Below are 24,403 nucleotides of genomic sequence, written 5' to 3'. Positions count from 1 at the left end.
AAGGATGCCGGTTTAGCCGCCCCGCGCCATGGATGGCGCGTGGCGGCGGCCCCCCAAATCACTGGCGGATTACGGGCACACCGAGCCCAAGCGAGGTGCCGAGTGGTGGGGCAAGAGCGTTTTGCTTACTTTTGCGCTTTTCAAAAGTGAGCCGCCGTCAGGGCGGAACCCTAGGTGGCCGTTACCTAAATAACGGATATGTACCCGGTCCAACTGTGTTGACTGTTAGGCCGTCTTCGCAGGCAAGCCAGCTCCCACAGTGGATCGTAGGGTGTCTGGTAGATTGGCGTCGGCTGTCTAATCGTCACGGGAGCAAGCTCCCTCGCCACAGATTTAGCGTCGTGCCGAAGTTGTGCGATGGCGGTCTCAAACCTGGCGATTGGCATACATCCGACACTCCGCCAACAACGCCAGCAAGTTCGGATCGCGCTCTTTGGCTTTCAAAAACACCACACCGATCTGCTGCTGTAACCGATACCTGGGCTGCAGCGGTATCAGCTTCACGCGGTTCTCATACACCGCCGCGATCCGCCCTGGCAGCAGGGCATAACCCACCCCTGAACTGACCATGCTCAGCAAGGTGAAGATATCGTTCACCTGCATCGCCACCTTCGGTTCGAACCCTGCCTGACGGAACACTCGGTTGCCGTCCTGATGCGTGGCGAAGCCCTGGGTGAGGGTGATGAAGGTGGCATCGCGCACGTCGGCCAGGTCGATTTCCTGATGGCGGTCCAGGGGCGAATCGGCCGGGGTGGCGAGGAAGATGTCATCGTTGAACAGCGCGATCTGCTCACAGTCGGGGTCGTGGGCGTGTTCGTCGAGGGAGATGAGGATCGCGTCCACTTCCATGTTCTTGAGCTTGTAGAGCAGGTCGAAGTTGGAGCCCAGGATCAGGTCGATATTGAGTTCGCTGCGCCGGATTTTCAGGCCCATGATCAGTTGCGGCACGGTCTTGACCGTCAGCGAATACAGCGAGCCGAGCTTGAAACGTTCGGCCGAGAAACCAGCGGCTTCGCGGGTCAGGCGCACGCTGTCGACCACATCGGCCACCAGTTTCTGCGCACGCTCTTCGAGCACGTAGGCGCTTTCCAGCGGGGTAAGGTTGCGCCCCTCGTGTTTGAACAGCGGGCAGCGCAGGGCACTTTCCAGGGAGTGGATGGCGCGGTGCACACTGACATTGCTGGTTTGCAGCTCGGCGGCGGCGCGGGCCAGGTTGCCGGTGCGCATGAACGCCAGGAAGATCTCCAGCTTCTTGAGGGTGAATTCTTCGTCGATCAGCATGGCCTTCGGCTCTCGTTCGATTGCGCTCGATTGTGCCCGTAAACGTCGCCGTCGTCGCCGGAACGTCACGTGCCGCTTGCACTCTGATGCGCAAGGCTGGACGCTTGTCCGCCTGTTCTTGAGGGTTACGGGAGGTCAGTGACAGATGTACCACGGGGAACGATTCAACGCCTGGAGCCATTTGCTCGGTGCAGTCGCGGCCTGTATGGGCGCCGTGTGGATGTTGGTGGTGGCGAGCCTGGACGGCAGCCCCTGGAAGATCGTCAGCGTGGCGATTTATGGCTTTACCCTGATGGTGCTGTACAGCGCGTCAACGGTGTACCACAGCGTGCGGGGCCGGCGAAAAGCGATCATGCAGAAGGTCGATCACTTTTCCATTTACCTGTTGATAGCCGGCAGCTATACACCCTTCTGCCTGGTGACCCTGCGCGGGCCGTGGGGCTGGACGCTGTTCGGGATTGTCTGGGGGCTGGCGGTGATCGGCATCCTGCAGGAGATCAAGCCGCGCTCGGAGGCGCGGATTCTGTCCATCGTGATCTACGCCGTGATGGGCTGGATCGTCCTGGTGGCGGTCAAGCCGCTGATGGCAGCGCTGGGCACGGCCGGTTTTATCTGGTTGGCGTCCGGTGGGGTGCTGTACACCGTAGGCATTATCTTTTTTGCCCTGGAGGATCGCTTGCGCCATTCCCATGGCATCTGGCATCTGTTTGTGATCGGCGGCAGCCTGCTGCATTTCGTGGCGATCATGCATTACGTGCTTTGAGCGCTGGCAGCTCCAGCAACTCGCGGGCCCGGCTGCCAAATATTTGCAGCAAGTGAGTGAACATATGCGGTGGTGGCGCACCGGCGCGGGTCAGGGCGTAGAGGGTGATGGGCAGCGGCGGGGTGAACGGGCGGATACAGGTGGTGGCCGTTGAGGCGCCGAGGGCCGTAAAAGGGTCGATCACGGCAAGGCCGGCACCGGATTCCACCATGGCGCGGGCCAAGGAGTAGGTCTGTACCGAGATCGTTACCCGAGGCGCGGGCTCGACATTCTCCAGGTAACCGGCGAGCTTTGCCGCCAACGGATCGGCGCTGGACAGGCCAATCAACGGCGCATCGGCCAAGTCCGCCAAGGGCAACGGCCGGTTCAACTCGGTTTCGGGCCAGAACCCCTTGGACGCCAGCGCGACCAACGCGCCGTTCGCCAGCACTTGGGAGGTCAACCCTGGATGGCCGGAGAAATTGAGGGTCAGTGCCAGGTCGATTTCGCGTACCAATAGCTTTTGCACCAGTTCACTGCTGTGGTCGCTGGACAGCTCGCAGGCCATGTTCGGATAATCGCGTGTCCATTCCAGAACCGCCGGTGGCAGCAGTGAAAGTGCCAGGGCCGGGATCGCACCAATGCGTATGCTTTGCCCAGGTTCGCGGCGCAAGCTTCTGGCCAGGCGCCTTACGCCTTGCAAGCTCTCGGTGACTTTCTCGACCTCGCCTTCGAGCGCCAGGGCTTCCGGCGTGGGTTGTAATTTGCCGCGCACGCGCAAAAACAAGGGAAATCCCAGCTGCATTTCTGCGTGTTGCAGCACTTTGGTCACGGCCGGTTGCGACACGTGCAGCAACTGCGCGGCGCCGCTGACGGAGCCGGTCTGTCGGACCGCCTGGAAGATTTCGATATGACGTAGACGCATAAAGCCATAACCTTGATTTATAAACGTCTTACTTTTATTCATTGTTCAAGCGTTGTCACTCACCCTTAGTCTCGATTTAGTTTCGTGACGTGTGAGGTGACACTGTGGCAAAGCAGGTTTGTATCATCGGTGGGGGCGTCATTGGCCTGACGAGTGCGTACGCGCTGGTGCGTGCGGGAATGGACGTCACGCTGATCGAGGGGCAGAAAACCCTGGGGAGCGCCACCAGCTTCGCCAACGGGGGCCAACTTTCCTATCGGTATGTCACGCCACTGGCGGATGCTGGCATGCCACTCAAGGCGCTCGGTTGGCTACTGCGGGGCGAGTCGCCGGTTAAACTCAGGCCTCGCATGGACCCGCTGCAGTGGCGCTGGCTGACGTCTTTCCTGGGCGCCTGCCGCTCCTCGGTCAACCACACCAACTCTCAACACCTCCTGCGCTTGGCGGCCCTGAGTCAGCAGACGCTGGAAAGCTGGCGTCATGAGGATAAGCTCGAAGGGTTCAACTGGCAGCGTAACGGCAAGCTGCTGACCTTTCGCTCCTCCGAGAGTTTTGCCCAGGCCCGCCGTAAATTGAGCGACCCTTTACAGCAACAAGTATTGTCGGCTGAGGACTGTCGGCGGTTGGAGCCCTCATTGAGCCCGGGCACGTTCATCGGTGGCATTTACAACCCTACCGAAGAAGCGGCTGATTGCCACGGGTTTTGCCAGCGCCTGACCGATCATCTCCAAGCCTCCGGACGATGCCGATTCATGCTCGGGCGCAAGGTATTGAAGATCCACGAGGCCTTTGGTTCGGTGGTAGCCCTTGAGTTGCAGGATGAGGTGTTGCCGGTGGATAACCTGGTACTGGCCGCCGGACATAACAGCCAAAGCCTGTGCTTGCCGGCCCTGCATTTGCCGTTGTATCCGCTCAAAGGCTATAGCCTTACCGTGCCGATCGAAGACCAGCATACGGCGTTGAACATCAATGTTACCGACTATGACCGCCGTACCGTCTATGCCCGTATCGGTGAGCAATTGCGCATCGCGGCAATGGTCGACATCGTCGGGTTCAACAGTGCTCCGGCGCCCAAGCGTCTGGCGGTCATAAAACGCCTGGCCCGCCAGACTTTTCCTATGGCCGGGAACTATGATGCCGCTATTGAATGGGCGGGTATGCGGCCGGCTACGCCCACGGGCCTACCGCTGATTGGCGCCACGGCCTATCGCAATCTTTGGCTCAACCTTGGCCATGGTGCCCTGGGGTTCACCCTCGCGTGTGGCAGTGGGCAAGTATTGGCCGAAATGATTGACGCACAGTCAACGTCTATTGATACGCGGGCGTTTCTTCCCAAAGTGGCATGACCTGTATGCCCAAATTCAAGCCTATAACCTTCGGTTATGGGCTGCCTTTCTTTATTCATTTCCGGCTGTCTGCCAGATGCCCCTACGCTGAGTCCTCTTAATCAACAGCTGGGGGCTGGGATGGCCAGGCAGGTTTGCATCATTGGCGGCGGTGTCATCGGCTTGGCGAGTGCTTATGCGCTGGTACGAGCCGGCCATGAAGTGACGGTAATCGATGCGCGCGACACTCTGGGCAGCGAGACCAGCTTCGCCAATGGCGGGCAGTTGTCCTATCGGTATGTCGCACCGCTGGCTGATTCCGGTGTGCCGCTGCAGGCGATAGGCTGGCTGTTGCGCGGCGACTCGCCCTTGAAGCTGCGTCCTCGTCTCGACCCACAGCAGTGGCGCTGGATGGCGGCTTTTATCGGCGCGTGCCGGGGGGCGGTCAACAGGCGTAACGGTGCCCATCTTCTGCGGCTGGCCACACTAAGCCAGAGCACGTTGCAGCAGTGGCGCGAGGATGATCGCCTGGACGGCTTCGACTGGCGGCGTAACGGCAAGCTGGTGATGTTCCGTAGCGCCAGCACGTTCGAACATGCCCGCAGCAAGGTGACAAGTTTCCTGCAACAACAGGTGCTGTCGCCCATTGAGTGCGCTCGCCTGGAGCCTGCATTGGCGGACGGTGGCTTTGTCGGCGGCATCTACACGCCGAACGAGGAGGTGGGGGATTGTCACGCGTTTTGCCAGCAACTGGCGGCTCGTCTTCAGGCGTCGGGGCGGTGCAGGTTCATGCTGGGGCGCAAGGTCACGGGGTTGCGCCACGCTGGCGGTGCGGTAGAGGCCATCGAGTTGGGTGACGAGGTGATGCCGGTCGAGCAGTTGGTGCTCGCGGCGGGTTATCGCAGTGCTGAGTTGGCACTGCCGGGGTTATCGGTGCCCGTGTATCCGCTCAAGGGCTACAGCCTGAGCGTACCGATTGGGGCGCAACACAAGGCGCCGAACGTAAGCATCACCGACTACGATCGCAAGATCGTCTACGCGCGCCTCGGTGAGCAACTTCGGGTCGCGGCCATGGTGGATATCGTGGGGTTCGATAGCGGCCTTGAACCTTCTCGACTGGCGCTGATTAAACGCCACGCCGTAGAGACATTTCCTCTGGCAGGTGACTACCAGCACGCGCTCGAATGGGCTGGCATGCGCCCGGCCACGCCCACGGGCGTGCCGCTGATTGGTGCCAGTCGCTATCGCAACCTGTGGCTGAACCTGGGTCACGGTGCCCTTGGCTTTACCTTGGCCTGCGGCAGCGGCCAACTGCTGGCCGAGTTGATTGACCAGCGCACCCCTTCCATTGATATGCAGGGCCTGACGCCCCGCGCCGCTTGAGGATACAGCCATGACCATTACCCGAATCAATAGTAACGAGCGACTCAGTGGTGCCGTGATGTTCAAGGACCTGGTGTTCCTTTCGGGCCAGGTGCCGGGCGACGGCTTGGACGTGGCTACCCAGACCCGCGAAGTGCTTGCCAGGATCGACACGCTGTTGGCCGAGGCGGGCAGCGATAAGGACCACTTACTCAACGCCATGATTTACCTGAAGGACATCGGTACCGGTTTTGCACCGATGAATGAAGTCTGGTCCGCATGGCTCACGCCAGGCATGGCGCCCACGCGCACTACCTTGCAAGCAGAGCTGGCGCGGCCGAGTGTGCTGGTGGAAATCAGCGTGATTGCAGTACGTAAATAACCTCAAAGACCAACGGAGAATAACAATGAAAACAATCCTGTTGACCGGCTGCGCGCTGGGGCTTTTGTTGAGCGCACAGGCCCATGCAACCGAAGCGCCGCTGGAGGGCACTTTGAGCAAGATCGCCAGCGCCAAGTCCATCACATTGGGCTATCGCGATGCGTCGGTGCCGTTTTCCTACGTGGGGGATAACAGTGGTCAACCGATGGGTTACTCGGTGGACCTGGCAAACAAGATTGTCGAGCGTATCCAGCAGAAAACCGCAGTGGGCGACCTCAAGGTGAAGTACAACCTGGTGACGTCCCAAACCCGGATCCCGCTGGTGCAGAACGGCACTGTCGATTTGGAATGCGGCTCCACCGGCGTAACGGCTGAACGGCAGAAGCAGGTGGCGTTCTCCTACGGGTTTATCTACGTCAAGGGCCAGTTGCTGACGGCCAAGGACAGCGGGATCAAAGGCTTCGCCGACCTTGCGGGCAAGAATGTGGTGACCACCGCCGGCACCACCAATGAGCGCTTCCTCAAAAGTTATAACGCTGAACACAAAGCCAATATGTTCGTGATCAGTGCCAAGGACCATGGCGAAGCGTTCAAGATGCTCGAGACTGGCCGGGCCGTAGCGTTCTATATGGACGACGCGTTGCTCTACGGCGAGCGCGCCAAGGCCAGGGACCCGCATCATTGGGTGGTGGTAGGCAAGGAACAGTCACGGGAGATCTACAGCTGCATGGTGCGCAAGGATGACCCGCAGTTTCTCGCGGTGGTCAACGAAACCCTGGGGGATCTGTACCGCTCGGGGGAAATCAACGGGATTTACCAGCGCTGGTTCGAGCAGCCGATTCCGCCCAAGGGCTTGAACCTGGAGTTCCCGATGACCCGCGAGTTGAAGGCGATCATCGCCAAGCCGGTGAGTGACCCGGTGGAGTAAGCCCGGGGTAACCCGATAAAACTGTGTGTGGCTTGCCTGCGGTAGCGGTGGTTCAGGCAGTTAATCTGCAACTGAAAGACCGCTATCGCAGCATAGGTATCTACACAACTTCGAGGCGACGCTGGACCTGTGGCGAGGGAGCTTGCTCCCGTGACGGCCTGACATCCGACGCTGATCTAACTGACGCACCGCGATCAAAATGTGGGAGCTGGCTTGCCTGCGAAGACGGCCTGGCAGCCAACTAGGATGTTGGATCGGAGCGCGTACATATCCGTTATTTAGGTAACGGCCACTTAGTGTTCAGCGGCGGCTCACTTTGCAAAAGCGGCAAAGTAAGCAAAACGCTCTTGCCCCAACTATCTCCACGCCGGTGCAAAAGCTACCAGTTTGGATACATCCATAAGCAAGGATATTTTATAGCCTTCCCGAATGCGAGCGCATTGCGGTGCATCGCGCTGATTGATGGCGGCCGTTCACGGGATCTCTAAACGGCCTATTGTTCTGCGTTTAAAGTTTCTGCTGATAGCTAAGCGACTTCGACATCCGTATCTGCCGCGTTCAATAGCATTTCCAATGCTTCGTAACCCTCATCGCGCCGCATCAGAAAGCCAACGATATCTTCCGCGTTGAAAGTGAATGGCTCGGTAATCAAGACTGTTCTGAAGAACGTGTTGGCGAAGACGATGCCTCCCTGGTTTAGAAATCTTTGTTCGTTCTCGCCGGCGAGTTGCTCAAAGAAAACCGACAACAGTGCAGTGGCGAGCGGGCGCATATCGATTGACGAGGACGATAGCTCCCAGTGCCAGCGCCCCTTGGTTGGGCAGAACGTTGGAGCGTCATCGTTGAGCATGTAGTTCCAGTTATCGCTTTCCCACATCCACTGCGGCGCGAGCAATAGTTGGGGGGCTGCATCTTCTCGATAAACCATCACCTCGTGAGTGCGGCCATTGCCCCAGATCGTCACTGGGCGCTTGCGCAGGAAGTTCAGCGCACGCTGGCGTAATTTGAAGGCGGCCAGTTGGGCGTTGATGCCTTTTTGTACCTTTGCCGGTGTCATCCCTTCGGCAGCACTCATTAAGGCCATTCCGATATCGATGTTCAGTTGGTGTAATGGCTGCAGATTCAGGTATAGCCGACCAGCCAAAGGCTCAGGAAGTTTGTCGATGCATCCGCTTTCAAGAATGAGCGGGACGATCCGTACTCCAGGCTCGTCGGCAATCTTGGTCAGCATCTGCAGCTCGCGATAGAGGCCTGAGCCCTCTTGGTGAGCGGCCCTTACATAATCCTGATCGCATAGGCAGAGGATCAGTATCGGACGTTTGGTCAGCGCCTGGGCAATAACGCCGTCGATCGATTCGCCATAGGCAATGCTGTCTCGATCCCAAAATACGTCGTGGTTCCAGTCCAAACTGCTGACGATGCGCTGACGTACCCATTCCTTGTTTTTTAATCCATTGCCCCATGCGTAGGAGATGAAGATCGAGCCGCGGTTTTCGACTTCTGTCATTTTTTACTCTTTGGGATGTATTGAGGGGGGCAGCAACCAGGCCACCTTGCTGGATTGACGGCAGTGGAACGAGCATCAATGAAGGGAAACCAATCCACCCACTTAGTCTCTGCACGTTTGAAATTTCCTGATCTCGTCATGAAAAATAAAACGGCCACCGCCTCTCTGGAGTAGTGCTCCAGCAGAGAGTCGGAGATCCGCTCTTGAAATTTGCGCTGCTCCTTGATGTCCTGATATCTGTCTCGCAGATAACAACCCCGATAACCCAGCACGTGTCGCCCGATTTCTTCGACTTCATCATCATCGATGAGGGCCACCACGCGCCTGCAGATACGTGGCGAAAGAGAACCGCCGGCTAGTGACCCGCTTCGACAAGCTCGCGAAAAGCTATGCAGCCATGGTCTCACTGGCCCGTTCCATGCGGTGTTTGCGACATCTCTCTTCGTACAGAGCCTAAGGTACAAAGCTCAGGGCGTCCTCGGAAGGAGACATCTTGGAAGCTCGGGATCTCTACTTCAGCAGTGCACAAGATCTGGCATATGCCAGCGGGGAAGCCATGAGGGCTTGAGGCTACGCTAGGCAATCAACCTAGGCGTTCTTGAAAAGCGGCTTCCACTCAATCGTTTTGCCACCCCACTGAACAGGGCCACTGCCCCACAGTAATGGAAGGCTGGCTTTTGGCACAGAGTGGCCGAATGCGTGAGTCAGCCCCAGACCATGCATACCCAGGGCACAGTTATCCAGCTTCTCGTCAGGCCACATGTCCCAGTCCTTCAGGGTCTTCATTTGAGTGAGATAATTGACCCATAATTGACGACCTAGCGAATTGCAGAACAAGCGAGCATTTTCGCACTGATCAGGTGTAAGCGCGGAAGACAAGCTGCTGATCAGGAATGGATTAATGTCGCCGGCCATGGGCCCGTTCGCACGCAGCCCGTCAATCGGGAACGCCGGGTCACCGATTTTCGTCAGCAGTGTCGGCGATGCCAACTCCAATGGGCTAGCACTGAATATGGAGATATTGTTGAGGCCTTCGTCCTGCAGGTAGCGCCTTACCATGGCTTCGCCATAGTCAGTACTCATGCCGAAGACCAGAGTAAGCGACACCCCCTTCAGAAGGCTAGGATCGTCGAGTGGCTTGGTCTTTTCTCGACCAGCCCGCCGGCCAAGGAGACTGTCAAACACACCGATGAGCTCAGTACCACTCCACAGCCCGTCCTCAACCACCACTACATTGCCATTCGGAAATTTCGCAATGGCATCGGCAGGTGAATCAAGTAGCTCTAGATCTGGACGCCTCTTATTCAACAGATTCGCCAGGATGTCTCCGCTTTTGACCGCGCCGCGACGATCCTTGTTAAATGCAGCGATCTCAGCGTCCATCACTGGGGAGTTCATGAAAATCTCACCCAATTCTGGCGCGGTCATCAATGCCACCCTCGCCAGGATCGCGTCAGCCAACCAAGAGAGCTTTCCTAGACGACCGAACTGACCTTTCCACGCGGTTAGCGCATTGATGTCGATCAGCGAGTGAGTCCAGTTGGAAATGATGCTGAGCGCTGCGGCATCAATCGACAAACCACAATTGGCAATGATCTTTGCCAACTGTGGTTTAGCTTGCCCACCGGCAGGAAAAACCTTCGCGAGTTCCTGCGCATTGTAAAGCTGGAATTCTGCCTGCTGGGTTTTGAGAAACCCCTTGAGCCTCAACTCCCTTTCGATGTCATGCGTAGCGCAGATCAGGTAGCCCTGCCGTGCTCCAGCAGGCATCTGGTCTTGCAACACCTTCATGATTTCGTAGTGGAAGTGCTGAGGGTTAACCTCAAGATTGAGATCCACCTCGATGCGACGAATGAAGCGGCTTATGGCCTGAGGATGACCATACCTGCGGATAACTTCTGAGATCTGATTAGCTTGTCGGGCTTCAGAAATAATCAACAATGGCCGCATGAATCATTCAGTCCGCTTGCTCTTGGAAAATTTCGAGCAGCAAACCTGCAGGAACGCGAATGTCTTTGAGGTCAGCGAGGGACATCTTATCAATCGCCCGGTGCATTACCGCGCGCAGTTCCTCAAGATCGTTCGACTCAGCTCCTGGTACCGCCGTAGGCGCTTCAGGCTGGCGAGCAGTCTTTGGTGCGGGCACTGCGGCTGGTTTGGCGACCGACCGAGCAGGCTTGGGACGAATATCGTTGGCGATAACAACCGCCCGAGCAGTTCCCAGGCCAGCCCTTTCAAGCTCCTCCTGTAGCCGCGCTATCACCAACTCAGTGCGCTTGATCTCCCAAGTTCGTAGGAAGTTGGCCGTGGAGCGATGTGCTCGCAGAGCAGCGATCCACTTCGAATAGAAGTTGGGATGATCGAGCGCCTCGTACAGCGCCGCTTGAAGTGGAATATCCTTCTGCTCATTAGCAAAAACCTGGGCGAGGTCGTAAAACTCATCCGAGGTCATCTTTCTGAGCAGTGTAAAATCGGCACCAAACGGCTTAGCAGACGTCGTGACGTAAGTCACACCAGCCGAGTCAACGCCAACCAGGCAATCTATCGTCGGGTTCGAGAAGCTTTCCCAGAGCTTCGCGCCTGCAGCAGGCACAAATTCGGGGTTGAATGTGATAGGGCCCTGACCAGGACCGGAAACCAAGTACAGGGAATCGGAGGGTAGCGCCTCAACGAAAGACAGCAGCTCTCGAAGCTCGTTATCCACGAGGCTCCGAAGATTGCCGATAAACTTGATGGATTTTGGCGAAATCGCACGCCTGATGCACTGGCCCAGTTGAGCTCCTAAGATGCTAGGGCCCTTTTTCTGGACATGTTCATTCAGGAGCGTTTGAATTTTGGCGATTTCATTGCCAGTCAAGCGAGGGTTCATATGCAAATCATGTCCTGACGGATGTTCATCTCAAGCCGAAGGCTCGAGATGAACCATAAATATTCGTCGGATAGTAATCAGCATGCCGAAGTCCGTTTCTTCGACAAGGAAGGTCAGAAATCCCTCACGTGCCCTACTGACAAAATGTGCCAGATCTGCTTCCAACAGATTACAGAGCGTTGCCCCTTTGCGGTCACTCTTGGTCGAGGCTGTTGCGCCAAGAGAAGGAACCGTTGCAGCTCACGGTAGCCAATGTCCAAAGAAGGGTTGCTACCCCTCATGCTGACTGCGCCGAATGTGCATCTCCTAGGACTGGATGCCGACATTCGTTGGATAAACACATTCTGGAGGCCTAGCCCGGGCTTTGTCAAATATATGTGTGTGGTCTCATAGCGGCTTTGCGGTTCGCTGAGATCGTCAGAAAGCACTCCAAGCCAACGTTCGGCTTTCGAAACCGGAGTCTCGCTCAGAGCGCATTTTCAGGGCTGAATGCGGCAAAATCGCGAAAAATACCAATCTGCTGCAGGTCCACAATTCTAACCGAAGCGCGGTGGAGCAGGAATCCATCAGCCCTCCCACATGAGCCCCGATGCGACGAACGGCCCCTAGGGAAAGGCCAGCTTTCATCTTTAGCACTGTCGGTGCGGCAAGAAAGCGGATAGCTGAGCCAAGTGGGCGAGCTCTCCGCAGCGACTCATTTGGAAAAGAGGTTTTCTACCATGACGCCGGAGGCACACCATCGCCTTTGGTGTCGGGGTCAGGAAAGTGAGTTGGCCGGACGGTTATCACTGTATCAACTATCCACAGACAGCATTGATCGTTCCGGTCAGTGGCAGTGGCCCAATGAACATTTGTACATTTCTGGACAGGTTGAGAGTGGCCGCATGAAAAGGCCGGTGTCATGCCAGCTAGGACAGGAGCAGCGCAGGCCGCGAAAGCCATGATTGTTCGCGCTGATGCCGAATTGACCTATATGCAGGAGCCAGGCTGACCCACCACCAGAAGTGTATAACCCGGGACAGGTGATGGTTCGGGAACTATCAGACTGGTCTGGCCTCTCTCTGCAATCGGGTCAATTCAAAACCGGCGCCCACAGCCATGCAAAAGGAAGTGTCAGATGGGAAAGAAATCTCGGGAAAAACGCGAGCGTAAGGCCGCAAAAGCAACTCTGGATTCGCAACTATGGCCTGAGGATTTCGAGTCTTTGTTCAGGCAAGGCGCGCCTGATCCAGAGAACGGTGGAGAATTTCAGAAACGTATTGAACAGACTCGCCAGGTTTTTTGCGTTACAAACGCACGGATACAGCGCTGGCCCTGTGCGCATCTGATCTGTGGCCTGCCAACGTAGCCAGCCAAGTCAAACATATGTTTGCGTGGGCGGTTCTGCTAAGAACCGAGGAGTCGGTTCTTGAAGCATTGCCTATCGAAACCTATGAAGAATTCGAGAACTTCGCCAAGGCGCTTTATGCGGTTTGGCCGGAGTTTCCAATGCTTGAAAATTTCTCTCCAGAAGCTGACTGGGGTCAGACCAAAGTAAGACTAGATTCTGATTTCGTACCCATTTTCTACGGAAGCTCTATTGAGCAAATTCCGGATTTTGTGGAAGCGTTTCGCATCTCTTATGCGTGCGTCGACAAAGCTCAGATCGACATGGATTTTGTCATCACCCCGACAATGATTCCACACCGATACCGTGCGGGCCACTCTCCCACTCGGGTGCTGACACGCCAGTGCCGGCTACGGCCTTTGCCCCGTACGCGTTCTTCAACTTTACGATGAACCAGTTTGATGCGCGACAGCGCTATGTCGAAGACTTAGTGGGGCCTCCCACATTTGATTGGGTTTACAGGGTGAGGTCAGAAGTCGCCCCACAGTTGCTGGGCGACTGCCAGCGCGACTACAGGCGCTGTCTCGGTACGCAATACACGCGGGCCGAGGCGGGCGGCGTGGAAGCCTGCACTCTGGGCCGTTTCGACTTCGTTGTCAGTCAGCCCACCTTCGGGGCCGATCAAGAACGCCAGGCTGGAGGGCTTGGCGTGGCTGATCATCGGCTCTGCCACCGGGTGCAACACCAGCTTCAAATCCGCCTCGGTTTGCTTGAGCCAGTCTGCCAGCAAGAGCGGTGGGTGTATCACCGGCACCGTCGAACGCCCACATTGTTCACACGCGCTGATTGCCACCTGGCGCCAGTGCAGCAAGCGTTTGTCGGCGCGTTCGTCCTTGAGGCGTACTTCGCAGCGGTCGCTGAAGATCGGTGTGATCGCGTTGACGCCCAGTTCAGTGGCCTTCTGGATCGCCCAATCCATACGCTCGCCCCGGGACAGGCCCTGGCCGAGGTGAATGTGCAGGGGAGATTCGGCCTGGCCGGCAAAGCTTTCCGTGAGTTGCACGGTGACGCGTTTTTTACCGACTTCCAGCAAGGTGCCCCGAAATTCCTGGCCAGAGCCGTCGAACAATTGCACGGCATCGCCTTCAGCCATGCGCAACACACGGCTGATGTAATGCGCCTGGGCTTCGGGCAGTTCGTGGTCACCCAGGCTCAGCGGGGTGTCGGTGAAAAAGCGGGACAGTCTCATGTCTGTTCTCTGAAAAGGTTGTGTATGTAGGAGCGAGGGGGACGCCTAGTTCTTGCTCGCGAAAAATGTACATCCGACGCAGCGGTGCGCCTGGAATGCCTTCGCGAGCAAGCTCGCTCCTACAAGGAATTGGGCAATCAGCCTGGGTCGCGGAAGCCTGGGTGGAAGTCTTTCGGCACCGCCACGCTGACCTTGCTGTTAGTGGCGATATCGATGCCTTCGCTGGCCACCTCGGCCAGAAAGTCGATCTGTTCGGGTGTAATCACATACGGCGGCAGGAAATACACCACGCTGCCCAACGGCCGCAACAACGCACCACGTTCCAACGCGTGCTCGAAAACCTTCAGGCCACGGCGCTCCTGCCACGGGTAGGCAGCCTTGGTGGCTTTGTCCTGCACCATCTCGATGGCCAGCACCATGCCGGTCTGGCGCACTTCCGACACGTGAGGATGGTCCACCAAGTGCGCGGTGGCGGTGGCCATGCGCTGGGCCAGGGCCTTGTTGTTCTCGATGACGTTGTCTTCTTCAAAGATATCCAGCGTTGCCAACGCCGCCGCACAGGCCAGCGGGTTGCCGGTGTAGCTGTGGGAGTGCAGGAAGGCACGCAGTGTGGGGTAATCGTCGTAGAAGGCGCTGTAGACCTCTTCGGTGGTGACCACCGCGGCCAGTGGCAGGTAACCACCGGTGAGGGCCTTGGACAGGCACAGGAAGTCCGGGCGGATGCCGGCTTGTTCGCAGGCGAACATGCTGCCGGTGCGGCCAAAGCCCACGGCGATTTCGTCGTGGATCAAGTGCACGCCATAGCGGTCGCAGGCTTCGCGCAGCAGCTTGAGGTACACCGGGTGGTACATGCGCATGCCGCCGGCGCCTTGGATCAGCGGCTCGACAATCACGGCGGCAACGGTGTCGTGGTGCTCGGCCAGGGTCTGTTCCATGGCCAGAAACATGTTGCGTGAGTGTTCTTCCCAGCTCATGCCTTCGGGGCGCAGGTAGCAGTCCGGGCTTGGCACTTTGATCGTGTCGAGCAGCAGCGCCTTGTAGGTCTCGGTAAACAGCGGCACGTCGCCCACCGACATCGCGGCGATGGTTTCGCCGTGGTAGCTGTTGGTAAGGGTGACGAAGCGCTTTTTGTTCGGCTGACCGCGGTTGAGCCAGTAGTGAAAGCTCATCTTCAGCGCCACTTCGATGCAGGACGAACCGTTGTCGGCGTAGAAGCAGCGGGTCAGCCCTTCGGGCGTCATCGCGACCAGGCGCTCGGACAGCTCGATCACCGGCTGATGGCTGAAACCGGCGAGGATCACGTGCTCCAGTTGATCGACCTGGTCCTTGATGCGCTGGTTGATGCGCGGGTTGGCATGGCCGAATACGTTGACCCACCAGGAACTGACGGCATCGAGGTAGCGCTTGCCTTCGAAGTCTTCCAGCCATACGCCTTCACCGCGTTTGATGGGCACCAGCGGCAGTTGCTGGTGGTCTTTCATCTGGGTGCAGGGATGCCACAGCACCGCGAGGTCGCGTTGCATCCACTGGTTGTTCAAGCCCATCGGTGATCTCCTCGAAGCGGTCCTGCGGCCGGCGCAGGCGAAACAATCGCGCAAGCCTATGCAATGGTGGCTTGGCTCACAAGCGATTGTGGGGAAATTCGCGGTAAATGCAGGACGGTCTGTCACGTTTCTTGGGAATAGTCTTAATCCCTTGTTAATTTATGATGCATAGCCTCTTTATCGTATTTCTCGATATTTCAAAGCAAAATTTTCCGCTTTAATTCGATAGGTAAAGCGCTAGTCTTGGGCACAGTTCTTACGGGATTAAGTACATGCAGCTACGCAATTCGCCGGCCCGCTATGGTTGGGTCAGCATGGTTCTGCACTGGGGCGTAGCCCTGGTGGTGTTCGGTTTATTTGCCTTGGGCTTGTGGATGGTCGGTCTCGATTACTACAGCGCCTGGCGCAAAGATGCGCCCGACTTGCACAAGAGCATTGGCATCACGCTGTTCGCCATCATGCTGCTGCGGATCGTCTGGCGCCTGGTCAGCCCGCCGCCACCACCGCTGACCAGCTATAGCCGCATGACGCGGATCGGTGCCGCATTTGGGCACGCGTTCCTTTATGTTGGGCTGTTTGCCGTGATGATTGCCGGTTACCTGATCTCCACCGCAGACGGTGTCGGTATCCCGGTGTTTGGCCTGTTTGAAATTCCTGCCGTGGTTTCCGGTCTACCGGACCAGGCAGATACCGCAGGTTGGGTGCACCTGTACCTGGCCTGGGTGTTGGTGGTCTTCGCCGGCTTGCACGGCGTGGCGGCACTGAAACACCATTTTATCGATCGTGATGCGACCCTTGCGCGAATGCTGGGACGCAAAGCCTGATGTTCAACCTCGACTCACAAGGAATAGAAAGCATGTTGAAAAAAACACTCGCTGCGCTGGCAATCGGTTCTGCCCTGCTGTCCGCAGGTTCGGCGATGGCCGCTGACTACGTGATCGACAAGGAAGGCCAGCACGCCTTCGTCGATTTCAAAATCAGCCACCTGGGCTACAGCTACATCACCGGTACCTTCAAGGACCTGGATGGTAAGTTCAGCTTTGATGCCGCCAAGCCCGAAGACGCCAAGATTGAAGTCAACGTGCGTACTGCCAGCGTGTTCTCCAACCACGCCGAGCGCGACAAGCACGTCACCAGCAAGGACTTCCTGGATTCGGGCAAATTCCCTGATGCCAAGTTCGTCTCCACCAGCGTCAAGCCAACCGGCAAGAACGCTGATGGCAAGCAGACTGCCGACGTAACTGGCGACCTGACCTTCCACGGCGTGACCAAGCCTGTCGTGGTCAAGGCCACGTTCCTGGGCGAAGGCAAGGACCCATGGGGCGGCTACCGTGCCGGCTTTGAAGGCACCACGTCGATCAGCCGCAAAGATTTCTTCCCGGCTGGCATGGACGTAGGTCCACAGTCCGACGCTGTTGCGCTGTACATCACCTTTGAAGGTGTGAAAGCGAAGTAATGCTTCGTATGTAGGAGCGAGCTTGCTCGCGAAGGCCGCAAGGACACCGCGTTAAACCAGGATGCCCGCGTTATCGTTGACGACCTTCGCGAGCAAGAACTAGGCGTCCCCCTCGCTCCTACAGGCCAAAAAAAACCCGTATCTCGCGATACGGGTTTTTTTTATGCTTCGCGGTTGCGAGTCAGCAACGCTGGTTTCTCACCACGAGGACGGCCTGGCAGTTGGTCCAACTGCTCAGGTGTCGGGAAGCGATCCGCTTTCGACTCCTTGTGGATGATTTTCGGCGCCGGGCCGCCGCGCGGGTTTTGTACCGCAGGCTCGGACGAACGAGGCTGATCGTCACGGGCCGGGCGGCGGTTGTTGCTGCGCGAATCTTCGCGACGAGCCTGGCCGTCACGCGGTGCGCCATTACGTGGGCCGCTGCGCTTGGCGGGCGGGGTACCGGTGGTGCCGCCGCTGCTGTTGCGCGGGGCGTTCTGACGACCGCCCTGTGGCTGGCCGCTACGGGGAGCGCCCGCGCCCTGGGCCGGAGCCCCTGGACGACGACCACGGCCCTGAGCCGGTTTGGCCTGGGGCACGTAGTCGACGCGGTTACCGAAGTTATCGATATCGTCGTCAAGGAACTCGTCCGGGGCACGGTCGGCCGCGGCGCGTGGTGGTTGGCTCGGCTGGCGCTGTTCGCGGGCCGGGGTACCTTCACGGGGCTTCTGCTCACGGGCCGGGCGTTCGCCACGGCTGCTGGTCGCGGACTTTTCCTTGCCCTTGTCCTTGCCTTTGTCGCGACGACCACCGCCACCACCGCCGCCGTTCGGGCCATCGCCTTTGGGGCCGCGTGGGTTGCGTGGGTTACGCACGTCTGGGCGTTCGCGCGCTTCTGGCTTCTCGGCCTCCACGGCGCTGGCATCGAAGCCCATCAGGTCGCCGTCGGCGATTTTCTGCTTGGTCATGCGCTCGATGCTTTTCAGCAGTTTTTCTTCATCCGGAGCGACCAGCGAAATGGCCTCGCCCGACCGACCGGCACGGCCCGTACGGCCGATACGGTGCACATAGTCTTCATCGACGTTTGGCAGCTCGAAGTTGACCACGTGTGGCAACTGGTCGATATCCAGGCCGCGTGCGGCGATATCTGTGGCAACCAGGATGCGCACAGTACCGGCCTTGAAGTCGGCCAGGGCTTTGGTGCGCGCGTTCTGGCTCTTGTTGCCGTGGATGGCGACGGCGGTGAGGCCGTGCTTGTCCAGGTACTCGGCCAGGCGGTTGGCGCCGTGCTTGGTGCGAGTGAACACCAGCACCTGTTCCCAGGCACCGTGGGTGATCAGATGCGCCAGCAGCGAGCGCTTGTGGCTGGCGGCCAGGCGGAACACACGTTGCTCGATACGCTCGACCGTGGTGTTCGGTGGCGTGACTTCGATGCGCTCGGGGTTGTGCAGCAGCTTGCCAGCCAGGGCGGTGATGTCCTGGGAGAACGTTGCCGAAAACAGCAGGTTCTGACGTTTGGCCGGCAGGCGGGCGAGGACCTTTTTCACGTCATGGACAAAGCCCATGTCGAGCATGCGGTCGGCTTCGTCCAGCACGAGGATTTCCACGTGGGACAGATCGACGCTGCCTTGGCCGCACAGGTCGAGCAAACGACCCGGGCAGGCCACCAGCACGTCGACGCCACGGGACATGGCCTGAACCTGTGGGTTCATGCCGACGCCGCCGAAGATGCAGGCGCTGACGAACTTCAAGTCGCGGGCATACAGCTTGAAGCTGTCGTGCACTTGGGCGGCGAGTTCGCGGGTTGGGGTCAGGACCAGTACACGCGGTTGGCGCGGGCCGTGACGTTGGGATTTGTCCGGGTGACCATTGGGAAACAACCGCTCCAGGATCGGGAGGGCGAAACCGCCGGTTTTACCAGTACCTGTCTGAGCCGCGACCATCAGGTCGCGACCTTGCAACACGGCGGGAATGGCCCGCTGTTGCACCGGAGTAGGCTCGGTATAGCCCGCCGCCTCGATGGCGCGGACTAAAGCCTCGGAGAGACCGAGGGAAGCAAAGGACATGAGTAATCCTGTTTTAGTTAGGGCTTGGCCCAAAGGGATAATCTTGCCGGGCGTGAATGGCGCTTAGGGGAGCGCAACCCCGTCCGGTCCTGCTGCGTCTGGCGGGCACTCCACCGGCTCGCGCGGGCCGCAAAGCTGCGCAGTAGCTGGGTTGGGTGCCGTTTTCAAGACCCGAGCGGCCGGGCGTAAGCCTGGCGGAAAGGCCGCAGTATAACAGAGCAATCACTGCGCGCTGCTTTCCTGCTGCTCAACGGCGTGTTCGGGGGCCGGTATGGGGGCCGTTTGCTCGTGCATCCGGCCATATTTGGCGCTCAATGTGGCATAGGCGGGCTCTTGCTTGAAGCGCTTGAGCTCGGCGGCAAAGCGTTGCACCAGCAGGTCCATGCCGGCACCACGGCGTACCGCCAGGAATTGCTGCTGGCGACTGACCACCACCGACGCCTGGCTGACTTTACCTTCCAGGCCCAGCGCCTTGATCACGTGGTGCCCCACGCGCCGGTCAGTCACCACCATATCGACGCGCCCCAGCATGAGTTTGCCAAAATTGGCTTCATGGCTGGGCGCAGGTTCACGCTGGAAGGTGTTGGACCCACTGAACGCGTCGCCATAGAGGTAGCCGGGGGAAACGCCAACCGTCAGGCCACGCAGGTCGTCGAGGGTGGCGGCGGGGTGGGGGCGGTCGTTGGCATAGAACAAGACAAATTCGACTTCCGACAACGGCTCGCTGGGATAGAGCAGCAAGGCGTCGCGCTCCTGGCTGTGGAAAATATCCAGCGCGCCGTCGGCGTGGCCCTGCTCGAGCATCGCCAGGCAGCGCTTCCAGGGCAGGAACTGCCATTGCACCTCCACCCCCAGGCGCTGGAACACGATCACCGTGGTTTCATAATCCAGGCCGGCCATGATGCCGTTGTCTTCGTAGACATAGGGCGCCCAGGGTTCGGTGACAATGCGTAGTTTCTCGCCATGAGCGGCCAGGCTCAGGCAAGAAAACAACGCAGCGGTGAACAGCTTGAAGAGGACGGGCATACCCTGAGGTTACGACGCTCCCCGAATAAAGAGAAGCTCTGGCACGCGCATTGGCGGGCGGTCTTACTTCGCGGGAGTGTTCAGCAGGTGTTCCTGGATCGCGGCGCGGCGCTCACCCAGAATCAAACGCACCACGGGGTTGGCGAACCAGTGTTGCAACTGGTGGGCATCAAGCGGGCGCTTCTGGCGTTCTTCCTGATTTTGTCGGGCCTTGTCCCACCAGACCGGGCCGCACGCCTGGTCGAACTCGTTTTCGTGTTCGTAGCAGCCGTAGAGGATTTCGCGGATGAACTGTTGCTGGTGCTTGGGCAGCAGCAGGGTGATCAGCTTGTACATCAAGCGCTGAAAACGCGGCGGGCGCGGTAGGTGCGAGGAGACCTGGCGCGTATCGGCCAGGGCTTGTGCGCTGGTGGGCGCGCTGGCGTGCTTGGCAATCCACGCCTTGACCTTGGCCCGGAACAGCTGTTTGCGGCTCCAGTAATGATGGATCAGGTCCGGGCACTCGCGCACCTTGACGGTGCGGTAAGCGGCGATCGACAGGCAGAACTCTTCCAGGGTGTACGCGCCCTGGGCATGGGGGAACAGTTCATCCATCAACTCGATGGAGCGGTCGAGGATGTGCGCATCCTGTTGGGTCAGGCCCATGACGCCGGAGTTGAGGGTCATCATGTCATCGTCAGCCACGCCCATGTCCAGCAGGCGCTGGCGCAGGGCGGTGTAAAGGATGCTTTCGTGGTTGTCGCCGTACTTGGTGTAGAAGGCGTTGCACAGCAAGGTGCCGGGCTGTACGCGTTCGAACAGGGCCATGGGCGAATGATGAAAGAAGGTATCGGTGTCGATCAGCAGCGCCACCGGGGATTCTTGCAGCACCTGGCGCAGCACCACGTGTTTGGTACGAAAGTGATAGCCGTGAGGCTCGCTCCAGCGCTTGCGGGTGGCCTCGTCCAATGGGCGCACGCGCACCGGCAACAGGCGATAGGGCTCGGGGTTGTCGCTAAATACCTGAATCTCGATGTTCGCGTCCGGCGTGTCCTGCAGGAATGCCAGTGCGCTGGTGATGCTGAATACGGCTTCCTGATGGTAGGTGTCGGCGCCGAAGACCAGGTAAACCAGTTGTGGGCGGGACGTCGGGGGCACTGTATTCATGGACTGCGGGGTTCCGTGGGTAACGTAAAACGACAAAGGCCCTCGTCAGAACGAGGGCCTTGGTACAACCGGTCAAGCGTTAACGTGGCAGCTTGAGGTTGTTCCAGATGGCAAGGCTGGGTTCAGCCTGGTTCAGGGTATAGAAATGCAACCCTGGCGCACCACCTTGCAACAATTGCTCACACATCTCGGTGATGACCTGCTCGCCGAACGCCTGGATGCTTTTGACGTCATCGCCATAGGCTTCCAGCTGCTTGCGCACCCAGCGTGGGATCTCGGCGCCGCAGGCGTCGGAGAAGCGCGCCAGCTTGCTGTAGTTGGTGATGGGCATGATGCCCGGCACGATGGGGATGTTCACGCCCATCGCCCGTACACGCTCGACGAAATAGAAGTAGCTGTCGGCATTAAAGAAATACTGGGTGATTGCGCTGTCGGCGCCGGCATTGGCCTTGCGCACGAAATTCTGCAAATCGTCTTCGAAATTGCGCGCCTGGGGGTGCATCTCCGGGTAAGCGGCCACTTCGATGTGAAAGTGATCACCACTTTCTTCGCGGATGAAACTCACCAGGTCGTTGGCGTAGCGCAGCTCACCGCTGGCCATGCCCATACCCGATGGCAGGTCGCCACGCAGCGCAACGATGCGCTTGATGCCGGCGGCTTTGTATTGGGTTAGCAGGCTACGCAGGTCGGCCTTGCTGTCGCCCACGCAGGACAAATGCGGAGCGGCGGGAACTTTGACTTCACTTTCCAGCTGCAACACGGTGTTGATCGTGCGATCACGGGTCGAACCGCCAGCGCCGTAGGTGCAGGAGAAGAAGTCAGGGCTGAAGCTGGCCAACTGCTTGGCAGTCGCCATCAGTTTTTCATGCCCAGCATCGGTCTTGGTCGGGAAGAACTCGAAGCTGTAGCGACGGTCTTGGGACATGGGATATCTCCAGCTGCAAGTTGCAAGCTTCAAGCTGCAAGAGGGCGTTGTGCCTGATCTTACTGCTTGAAACTTACATCTCTCAGCTGCTTAAAGAGCAAGGAAGTAGCAAACCCCCAACACAAACGCTTTTACTTGCCGCTTGTAGCTGAAAGCTTGCCGCTGCTGTCAGTACCGATAAGCGTGCGGCTTGAACGGACCTTCAACCGTCACGCCGATGTAGTCGGCCTGGGTCTTGGTCAGTTGAGTCACGACGCCGCCGAAGCCGCGGACCATTTCAAGGGCCACTTCTTCGTCGAGTTTCTTGGGCAGTACTTCCACGGTCAGGCGCTCGGCTTTCTGCGCTGGCGACAGGTCGGCGTACTTCTGTTCGAACAGGAAGATCTGCGCCAGTACCTGGTTGGCGAACGAGCCGTCCATGATGCGGCTTGGGTGGCCAGTGGCGTTGCCCAGGTTCACCAGGCGGCCTTCGGCCAGCAGGATCAGGTAGTCATCGTTCTGTGGGTCGAAATCGCCAGCGCCGGTACGGTGAACCTTGTGTACCTGGGGCTTTACTTCTTCCCATGCCCAGTTCTTGCGCATGAAAGCCGTGTCGATTTCGTTGTCGAAGTGACCGATGTTGCAGACAACGGCGCGCTTTTTCAGGGCCTTGAGCATGTTCGCATCGCACACATTCACGTTACCGGTGGTGGTCACGATCAGGTCGATCTTGCCCAGCAGGGCCTTGTCGATGCTGGCTTCGGTGCCGTCGTTCTGGCCGTTGATGAACGGCGAAACCACTTCGAAACCGTCCATGCACGCTTGCATGGCGCAGATCGGGTCGACTTCGGAGACTTTAACGATCATGCCTTCCTGACGCAGGGACTGGGACGAACCCTTGCCCACGTCACCGTAGCCGATCACCAGGGCTTGCTTGCCCGACAGCAGGTGGTCGGTGCCGCGCTTGATGGCATCGTTGAGGCTGTGACGGCAGCCGTACTTGTTGTCGTTCTTGCTCTTGGTCACCGAGTCGTTGACGTTGATGGCCGGGATTTTCAGCTCGCCCTTGGCCAGCATGTCCAGCAGGCGGTGTACGCCGGTGGTGGTTTCTTCGGTCACGCCGTGGACGCGGTCGAGGATCTGCGGGTACTTCTTGTGCAGCAACTCGGTGAGGTCGCCGCCGTCGTCAAGGATCATGTTGGCATCCCAAGGCGCGCCATCTTTGAGGATGGTTTGCTCCAGGCACCACTCGTACTCTTCTTCGGTCTCGCCTTTCCAGGCGAATACCGGGATACCGGCAGCAGCGATAGCGGCAGCGGCCTGGTCTTGAGTCGAGAAGATATTGCAGGACGACCAACGCACTTCGGCACCCAGGGCAACCAGGGTTTCGATCAGCACGGCAGTCTGGATGGTCATGTGGATGCAGCCGAGAATCTTGGCGCCCTTGAGCGGCTGCTCAGCGGCGTACTTGCGACGCAGACCCATCAGGGCTGGCATTTCGGATTCGGCGATAAAGGTTTCGCGACGGCCCCAGGCAGCGAGGGACATATCGGCGACTTTGTAGTCATTGAAATCAGCAGGCGTCATTACAGCGCTCATAGAGAGCCTCCATTCGTAGGGTGCGAATGGGCGCCGTTGTGCGTTTAGTATCAGGCCAGGGCAACCAGGCCGGACAACGCCCCATCCGAGCCTGACAGGTTGAACCTGCTGCAGCGCCCCTCGGACAGGTGGCGGGAGAACGGTATCAATCGAAGATGACCGTTTTGAAGCGGAGGCGATTATAGCCGTGTAAGCGGCACTTCCCAAGCCTTTCTGTCGGCGGCATGAAGATCGCTCATGGGCCTGATAGCTAATGGCTCATAGAGCTTGGGCCCTGGCTCTGCCATGATGTTGCCCATCATTTGGCAAGACGCTTTGGAGTGATCATGAACTTCCACACCCGCAAATGGGTAAAACCCGAAGACCTCAACCCCAACGGCACCCTGTTCGGCGGCAGCTTGCTGCGCTGGATCGATGAAGAAGCGGCCATCTACGCCATTGTCCAACTCGGCAACCAGCGCGTGGTCACCAAGTACATCTCGGAAATCAACTTTGTCAGCGCCTCGCGCCAGGGCGACATCATCGAACTGGGCATCACCGCCACCGAGTTCGGCCGCACCTCCATCACCCTGACCTGTGAGGTGCGCAACAAGATCACGCGCAAAAGCATCTTGACCGTGGAAAAAATGGTCTTCGTCAACCTGGGCGAAGATGGTTTGCCGGCGCCCCACGGCCGTACCGAAATCAAGTACGTGAAGGACCAGTTCAAGGACGACAGTCTTCCCGAGTAACAACTGCACGACGTGATTTGCGTTACCAAATCATTCCACATGGATCTATCCGAGG

At 58.6% G+C, this 24,403-nt stretch carries 22 protein-coding genes, 1 pseudogene and 1 riboswitch; of the genes and pseudogenes, 11 read left to right on the top strand and 12 right to left on the bottom strand.

Translation table 11 applies throughout. The annotated features are described in order from the left end of the window. Positions 1-366 precede the first annotated feature (366 nt). Complete coding sequence (locus DK871_RS02650) at positions 367-1,281, bottom strand: LysR substrate-binding domain-containing protein (protein ID WP_161903888.1); 915 nt, start codon at positions 1,279-1,281, stop codon at positions 367-369. Between the two features lie 145 nt (positions 1,282-1,426). Here DK871_RS02650 and DK871_RS02645 point away from each other — a divergent pair, with 145 nt between their 5' ends. Further along, a complete protein-coding gene (locus DK871_RS02645; RefSeq protein ID WP_161903887.1) occupies positions 1,427-2,044 on the top strand; it encodes a hemolysin III family protein in 618 nt (205 codons plus the stop codon). Here the strand turns inward: DK871_RS02645 and DK871_RS02640 are convergent. Beyond that, positions 2,025-2,948, bottom strand: coding sequence for a LysR family transcriptional regulator (locus DK871_RS02640; RefSeq protein WP_161903886.1), 924 nt, complete (start codon positions 2,946-2,948; stop codon positions 2,025-2,027). The genes DK871_RS02645 and DK871_RS02640 overlap by 20 nt on opposite strands. A 104-nt stretch (positions 2,949-3,052) precedes the next feature. Here DK871_RS02640 and DK871_RS02635 point away from each other — a divergent pair, with 104 nt between their 5' ends. From DK871_RS02635 to DK871_RS02620, 4 genes are all read left to right on the top strand, one after another. Next, positions 3,053-4,294, top strand: a complete 1,242-nt coding sequence (locus DK871_RS02635) for a D-amino acid dehydrogenase (RefSeq protein WP_161903885.1) — start codon at positions 3,053-3,055, stop codon at positions 4,292-4,294. Positions 4,295-4,414: 120 nt separating this feature from the next. Then, the gene (locus tag DK871_RS02630; protein ID WP_161903884.1) at positions 4,415-5,656 is read left to right on the top strand and encodes a D-amino acid dehydrogenase; all 1,242 of its coding nucleotides are present in this window, start codon (positions 4,415-4,417) and stop codon (positions 5,654-5,656) included. Between the two features lie 10 nt (positions 5,657-5,666). After that, positions 5,667-6,017 carry a RidA family protein gene (locus tag DK871_RS02625; RefSeq protein WP_161903883.1) on the top strand — a complete coding sequence of 117 codons (351 nt, stop codon included), beginning with the start codon at positions 5,667-5,669 and terminating at the stop codon, positions 6,015-6,017. Between the two features lie 25 nt (positions 6,018-6,042). Beyond that, complete coding sequence (locus tag DK871_RS02620; RefSeq protein ID WP_161903882.1) at positions 6,043-6,945, top strand: transporter substrate-binding domain-containing protein; 903 nt, start codon at positions 6,043-6,045, stop codon at positions 6,943-6,945. A gap of 526 nt (positions 6,946-7,471) precedes the next feature. On the opposite strand, the gene DK871_RS02615 is transcribed toward DK871_RS02620, so the two are convergent. Beyond that, positions 7,472-8,452 carry a toll/interleukin-1 receptor domain-containing protein gene (locus DK871_RS02615; protein WP_161903881.1) on the bottom strand — a complete coding sequence of 327 codons (981 nt, stop codon included), beginning with the start codon at positions 8,450-8,452 and terminating at the stop codon, positions 7,472-7,474. Positions 8,453-8,724: 272 nt separating this feature from the next. Between DK871_RS02615 and DK871_RS29585 the strand changes: the two genes are divergently transcribed. Both DK871_RS29585 and DK871_RS02605 read left to right on the top strand, forming a co-directional pair. Next, a complete protein-coding gene (locus tag DK871_RS29585; RefSeq protein ID WP_371921555.1) occupies positions 8,725-8,811 on the top strand; it encodes a DEAD/DEAH box helicase family protein in 87 nt (28 codons plus the stop codon). Beyond that, positions 8,793-8,909 (top strand): annotated as a pseudogene (locus DK871_RS02605) (IS5/IS1182 family transposase); the annotation flags it as partial. The gene DK871_RS29585 and the pseudogene DK871_RS02605, both read left to right, overlap by 19 nt. Before the next feature lie 131 nt (positions 8,910-9,040). Here the strand turns inward: DK871_RS02605 and DK871_RS02600 are convergent. Both DK871_RS02600 and DK871_RS02595 read right to left on the bottom strand, forming a co-directional pair. Continuing rightward, positions 9,041-10,402: a hypothetical protein gene (locus DK871_RS02600; RefSeq protein ID WP_105228832.1), complete on the bottom strand. Its 1,362-nt coding sequence runs from the start codon at positions 10,400-10,402 to the stop codon at positions 9,041-9,043. Between the two features lie 7 nt (positions 10,403-10,409). Then, positions 10,410-11,321, bottom strand: a complete 912-nt coding sequence (locus DK871_RS02595; RefSeq protein ID WP_116667687.1) for a hypothetical protein — start codon at positions 11,319-11,321, stop codon at positions 10,410-10,412. 1,281 nt (positions 11,322-12,602) lie between these two features. Here DK871_RS02595 and DK871_RS02590 point away from each other — a divergent pair. Further along, on the top strand, positions 12,603-13,100 hold the full coding sequence (locus DK871_RS02590; protein WP_161903879.1) for a hypothetical protein: 498 nt from the start codon (positions 12,603-12,605) through the stop codon (positions 13,098-13,100). A 77-nt stretch (positions 13,101-13,177) separates the two neighbouring features. Here DK871_RS02590 and DK871_RS02585 read toward each other — a convergent pair whose 3' ends face one another. Continuing rightward, positions 13,178-13,897 carry a 16S rRNA (uracil(1498)-N(3))-methyltransferase gene (locus tag DK871_RS02585; RefSeq protein ID WP_161903878.1) on the bottom strand — a complete coding sequence of 240 codons (720 nt, stop codon included), beginning with the start codon at positions 13,895-13,897 and terminating at the stop codon, positions 13,178-13,180. Positions 13,898-14,034: 137 nt separating this feature from the next. Continuing rightward, entirely contained in the window at positions 14,035-15,441 is a 1,407-nt protein-coding gene (locus DK871_RS02580) for an adenosylmethionine--8-amino-7-oxononanoate transaminase (protein WP_034128920.1), read from the bottom strand. 272 nt (positions 15,442-15,713) lie between these two features. Between DK871_RS02580 and DK871_RS02575 the strand changes: the two genes are divergently transcribed. Both DK871_RS02575 and DK871_RS02570 read left to right on the top strand, forming a co-directional pair. Further along, on the top strand, positions 15,714-16,265 hold the full coding sequence (locus DK871_RS02575) for a cytochrome b (protein WP_161903877.1): 552 nt from the start codon (positions 15,714-15,716) through the stop codon (positions 16,263-16,265). 32 nt (positions 16,266-16,297) lie between these two features. Continuing rightward, the gene (locus DK871_RS02570; RefSeq protein WP_161903876.1) at positions 16,298-16,897 is read left to right on the top strand and encodes a YceI family protein; all 600 of its coding nucleotides are present in this window, start codon (positions 16,298-16,300) and stop codon (positions 16,895-16,897) included. Between the two features lie 161 nt (positions 16,898-17,058). On the opposite strand, the gene DK871_RS02565 is transcribed toward DK871_RS02570, so the two are convergent. The 5 genes from DK871_RS02565 to ahcY form a co-directional block, all read right to left on the bottom strand. Continuing rightward, positions 17,059-18,942: a DEAD/DEAH box helicase gene (locus DK871_RS02565; protein ID WP_003194998.1), complete on the bottom strand. Its 1,884-nt coding sequence runs from the start codon at positions 18,940-18,942 to the stop codon at positions 17,059-17,061. Between the two features lie 222 nt (positions 18,943-19,164). Next, positions 19,165-19,968 carry an ABC transporter substrate-binding protein gene (locus DK871_RS02560; protein ID WP_161903875.1) on the bottom strand — a complete coding sequence of 268 codons (804 nt, stop codon included), beginning with the start codon at positions 19,966-19,968 and terminating at the stop codon, positions 19,165-19,167. Between the two features lie 63 nt (positions 19,969-20,031). Next, entirely contained in the window at positions 20,032-21,114 is a 1,083-nt protein-coding gene (locus tag DK871_RS02555) for a hypothetical protein (RefSeq protein ID WP_161903874.1), read from the bottom strand. Between the two features lie 79 nt (positions 21,115-21,193). Beyond that, positions 21,194-22,039: a methylenetetrahydrofolate reductase [NAD(P)H] gene (gene metF, locus DK871_RS02550; protein ID WP_098950144.1), complete on the bottom strand. Its 846-nt coding sequence runs from the start codon at positions 22,037-22,039 to the stop codon at positions 21,194-21,196. A gap of 168 nt (positions 22,040-22,207) precedes the next feature. Continuing rightward, the gene (gene ahcY / locus DK871_RS02545) at positions 22,208-23,617 is read right to left on the bottom strand and encodes an adenosylhomocysteinase (protein ID WP_034128916.1); all 1,410 of its coding nucleotides are present in this window, start codon (positions 23,615-23,617) and stop codon (positions 22,208-22,210) included. Positions 23,618-23,638: 21 nt separating this feature from the next. Further along, positions 23,639-23,745: riboswitch (S-adenosyl-L-homocysteine riboswitch) on the bottom strand. Between the two features lie 198 nt (positions 23,746-23,943). On the opposite strand from ahcY, the gene DK871_RS02540 reads away from it, so the two are divergent. After that, the gene (locus DK871_RS02540) at positions 23,944-24,348 is read left to right on the top strand and encodes an acyl-CoA thioesterase (protein ID WP_003194988.1); all 405 of its coding nucleotides are present in this window, start codon (positions 23,944-23,946) and stop codon (positions 24,346-24,348) included. The last annotated feature ends 55 nt before the right edge of the window (positions 24,349-24,403 follow it).

This window comes from Pseudomonas sp. L13 (genome assembly GCF_009935965.1).
Lineage (GTDB): Bacteria > Pseudomonadota > Gammaproteobacteria > Pseudomonadales > Pseudomonadaceae > Aquipseudomonas > Aquipseudomonas lactis.
This window is presented reverse-complemented; position numbering and strand designations above follow the sequence as displayed.

Coding starts and splice junctions, on each gene's coding strand:
- DK871_RS02650 (WP_161903888.1), bottom strand. CDS start 1,281: ATGCTGATCGACGAAGAATTCACCCTCAAGAAGCTGGAGATCTTCCTG.
- DK871_RS02645 (WP_161903887.1), top strand. CDS start 1,427: ATGTACCACGGGGAACGATTCAACGCCTGGAGCCATTTGCTCGGTGCA.
- DK871_RS02640 (WP_161903886.1), bottom strand. CDS start 2,948: ATGCGTCTACGTCATATCGAAATCTTCCAGGCGGTCCGACAGACCGGC.
- DK871_RS02630 (WP_161903884.1), top strand. CDS start 4,415: ATGGCCAGGCAGGTTTGCATCATTGGCGGCGGTGTCATCGGCTTGGCG.
- DK871_RS02625 (WP_161903883.1), top strand. CDS start 5,667: ATGACCATTACCCGAATCAATAGTAACGAGCGACTCAGTGGTGCCGTG.
- DK871_RS02620 (WP_161903882.1), top strand. CDS start 6,043: ATGAAAACAATCCTGTTGACCGGCTGCGCGCTGGGGCTTTTGTTGAGC.
- DK871_RS02615 (WP_161903881.1), bottom strand. CDS start 8,452: ATGACAGAAGTCGAAAACCGCGGCTCGATCTTCATCTCCTACGCATGG.
- DK871_RS02600 (WP_105228832.1), bottom strand. CDS start 10,402: ATGCGGCCATTGTTGATTATTTCTGAAGCCCGACAAGCTAATCAGATC.
- DK871_RS02595 (WP_116667687.1), bottom strand. CDS start 11,321: ATGAACCCTCGCTTGACTGGCAATGAAATCGCCAAAATTCAAACGCTC.
- DK871_RS02585 (WP_161903878.1), bottom strand. CDS start 13,897: ATGAGACTGTCCCGCTTTTTCACCGACACCCCGCTGAGCCTGGGTGAC.
- DK871_RS02580 (WP_034128920.1), bottom strand. CDS start 15,441: ATGGGCTTGAACAACCAGTGGATGCAACGCGACCTCGCGGTGCTGTGG.
- DK871_RS02575 (WP_161903877.1), top strand. CDS start 15,714: ATGCAGCTACGCAATTCGCCGGCCCGCTATGGTTGGGTCAGCATGGTT.
- DK871_RS02570 (WP_161903876.1), top strand. CDS start 16,298: ATGTTGAAAAAAACACTCGCTGCGCTGGCAATCGGTTCTGCCCTGCTG.
- DK871_RS02565 (WP_003194998.1), bottom strand. CDS start 18,942: ATGTCCTTTGCTTCCCTCGGTCTCTCCGAGGCTTTAGTCCGCGCCATC.
- DK871_RS02560 (WP_161903875.1), bottom strand. CDS start 19,968: ATGCCCGTCCTCTTCAAGCTGTTCACCGCTGCGTTGTTTTCTTGCCTG.
- DK871_RS02555 (WP_161903874.1), bottom strand. CDS start 21,114: ATGAATACAGTGCCCCCGACGTCCCGCCCACAACTGGTTTACCTGGTC.
- metF (WP_098950144.1), bottom strand. CDS start 22,039: ATGTCCCAAGACCGTCGCTACAGCTTCGAGTTCTTCCCGACCAAGACC.
- ahcY (WP_034128916.1), bottom strand. CDS start 23,617: ATGAGCGCTGTAATGACGCCTGCTGATTTCAATGACTACAAAGTCGCC.
- DK871_RS02540 (WP_003194988.1), top strand. CDS start 23,944: ATGAACTTCCACACCCGCAAATGGGTAAAACCCGAAGACCTCAACCCC.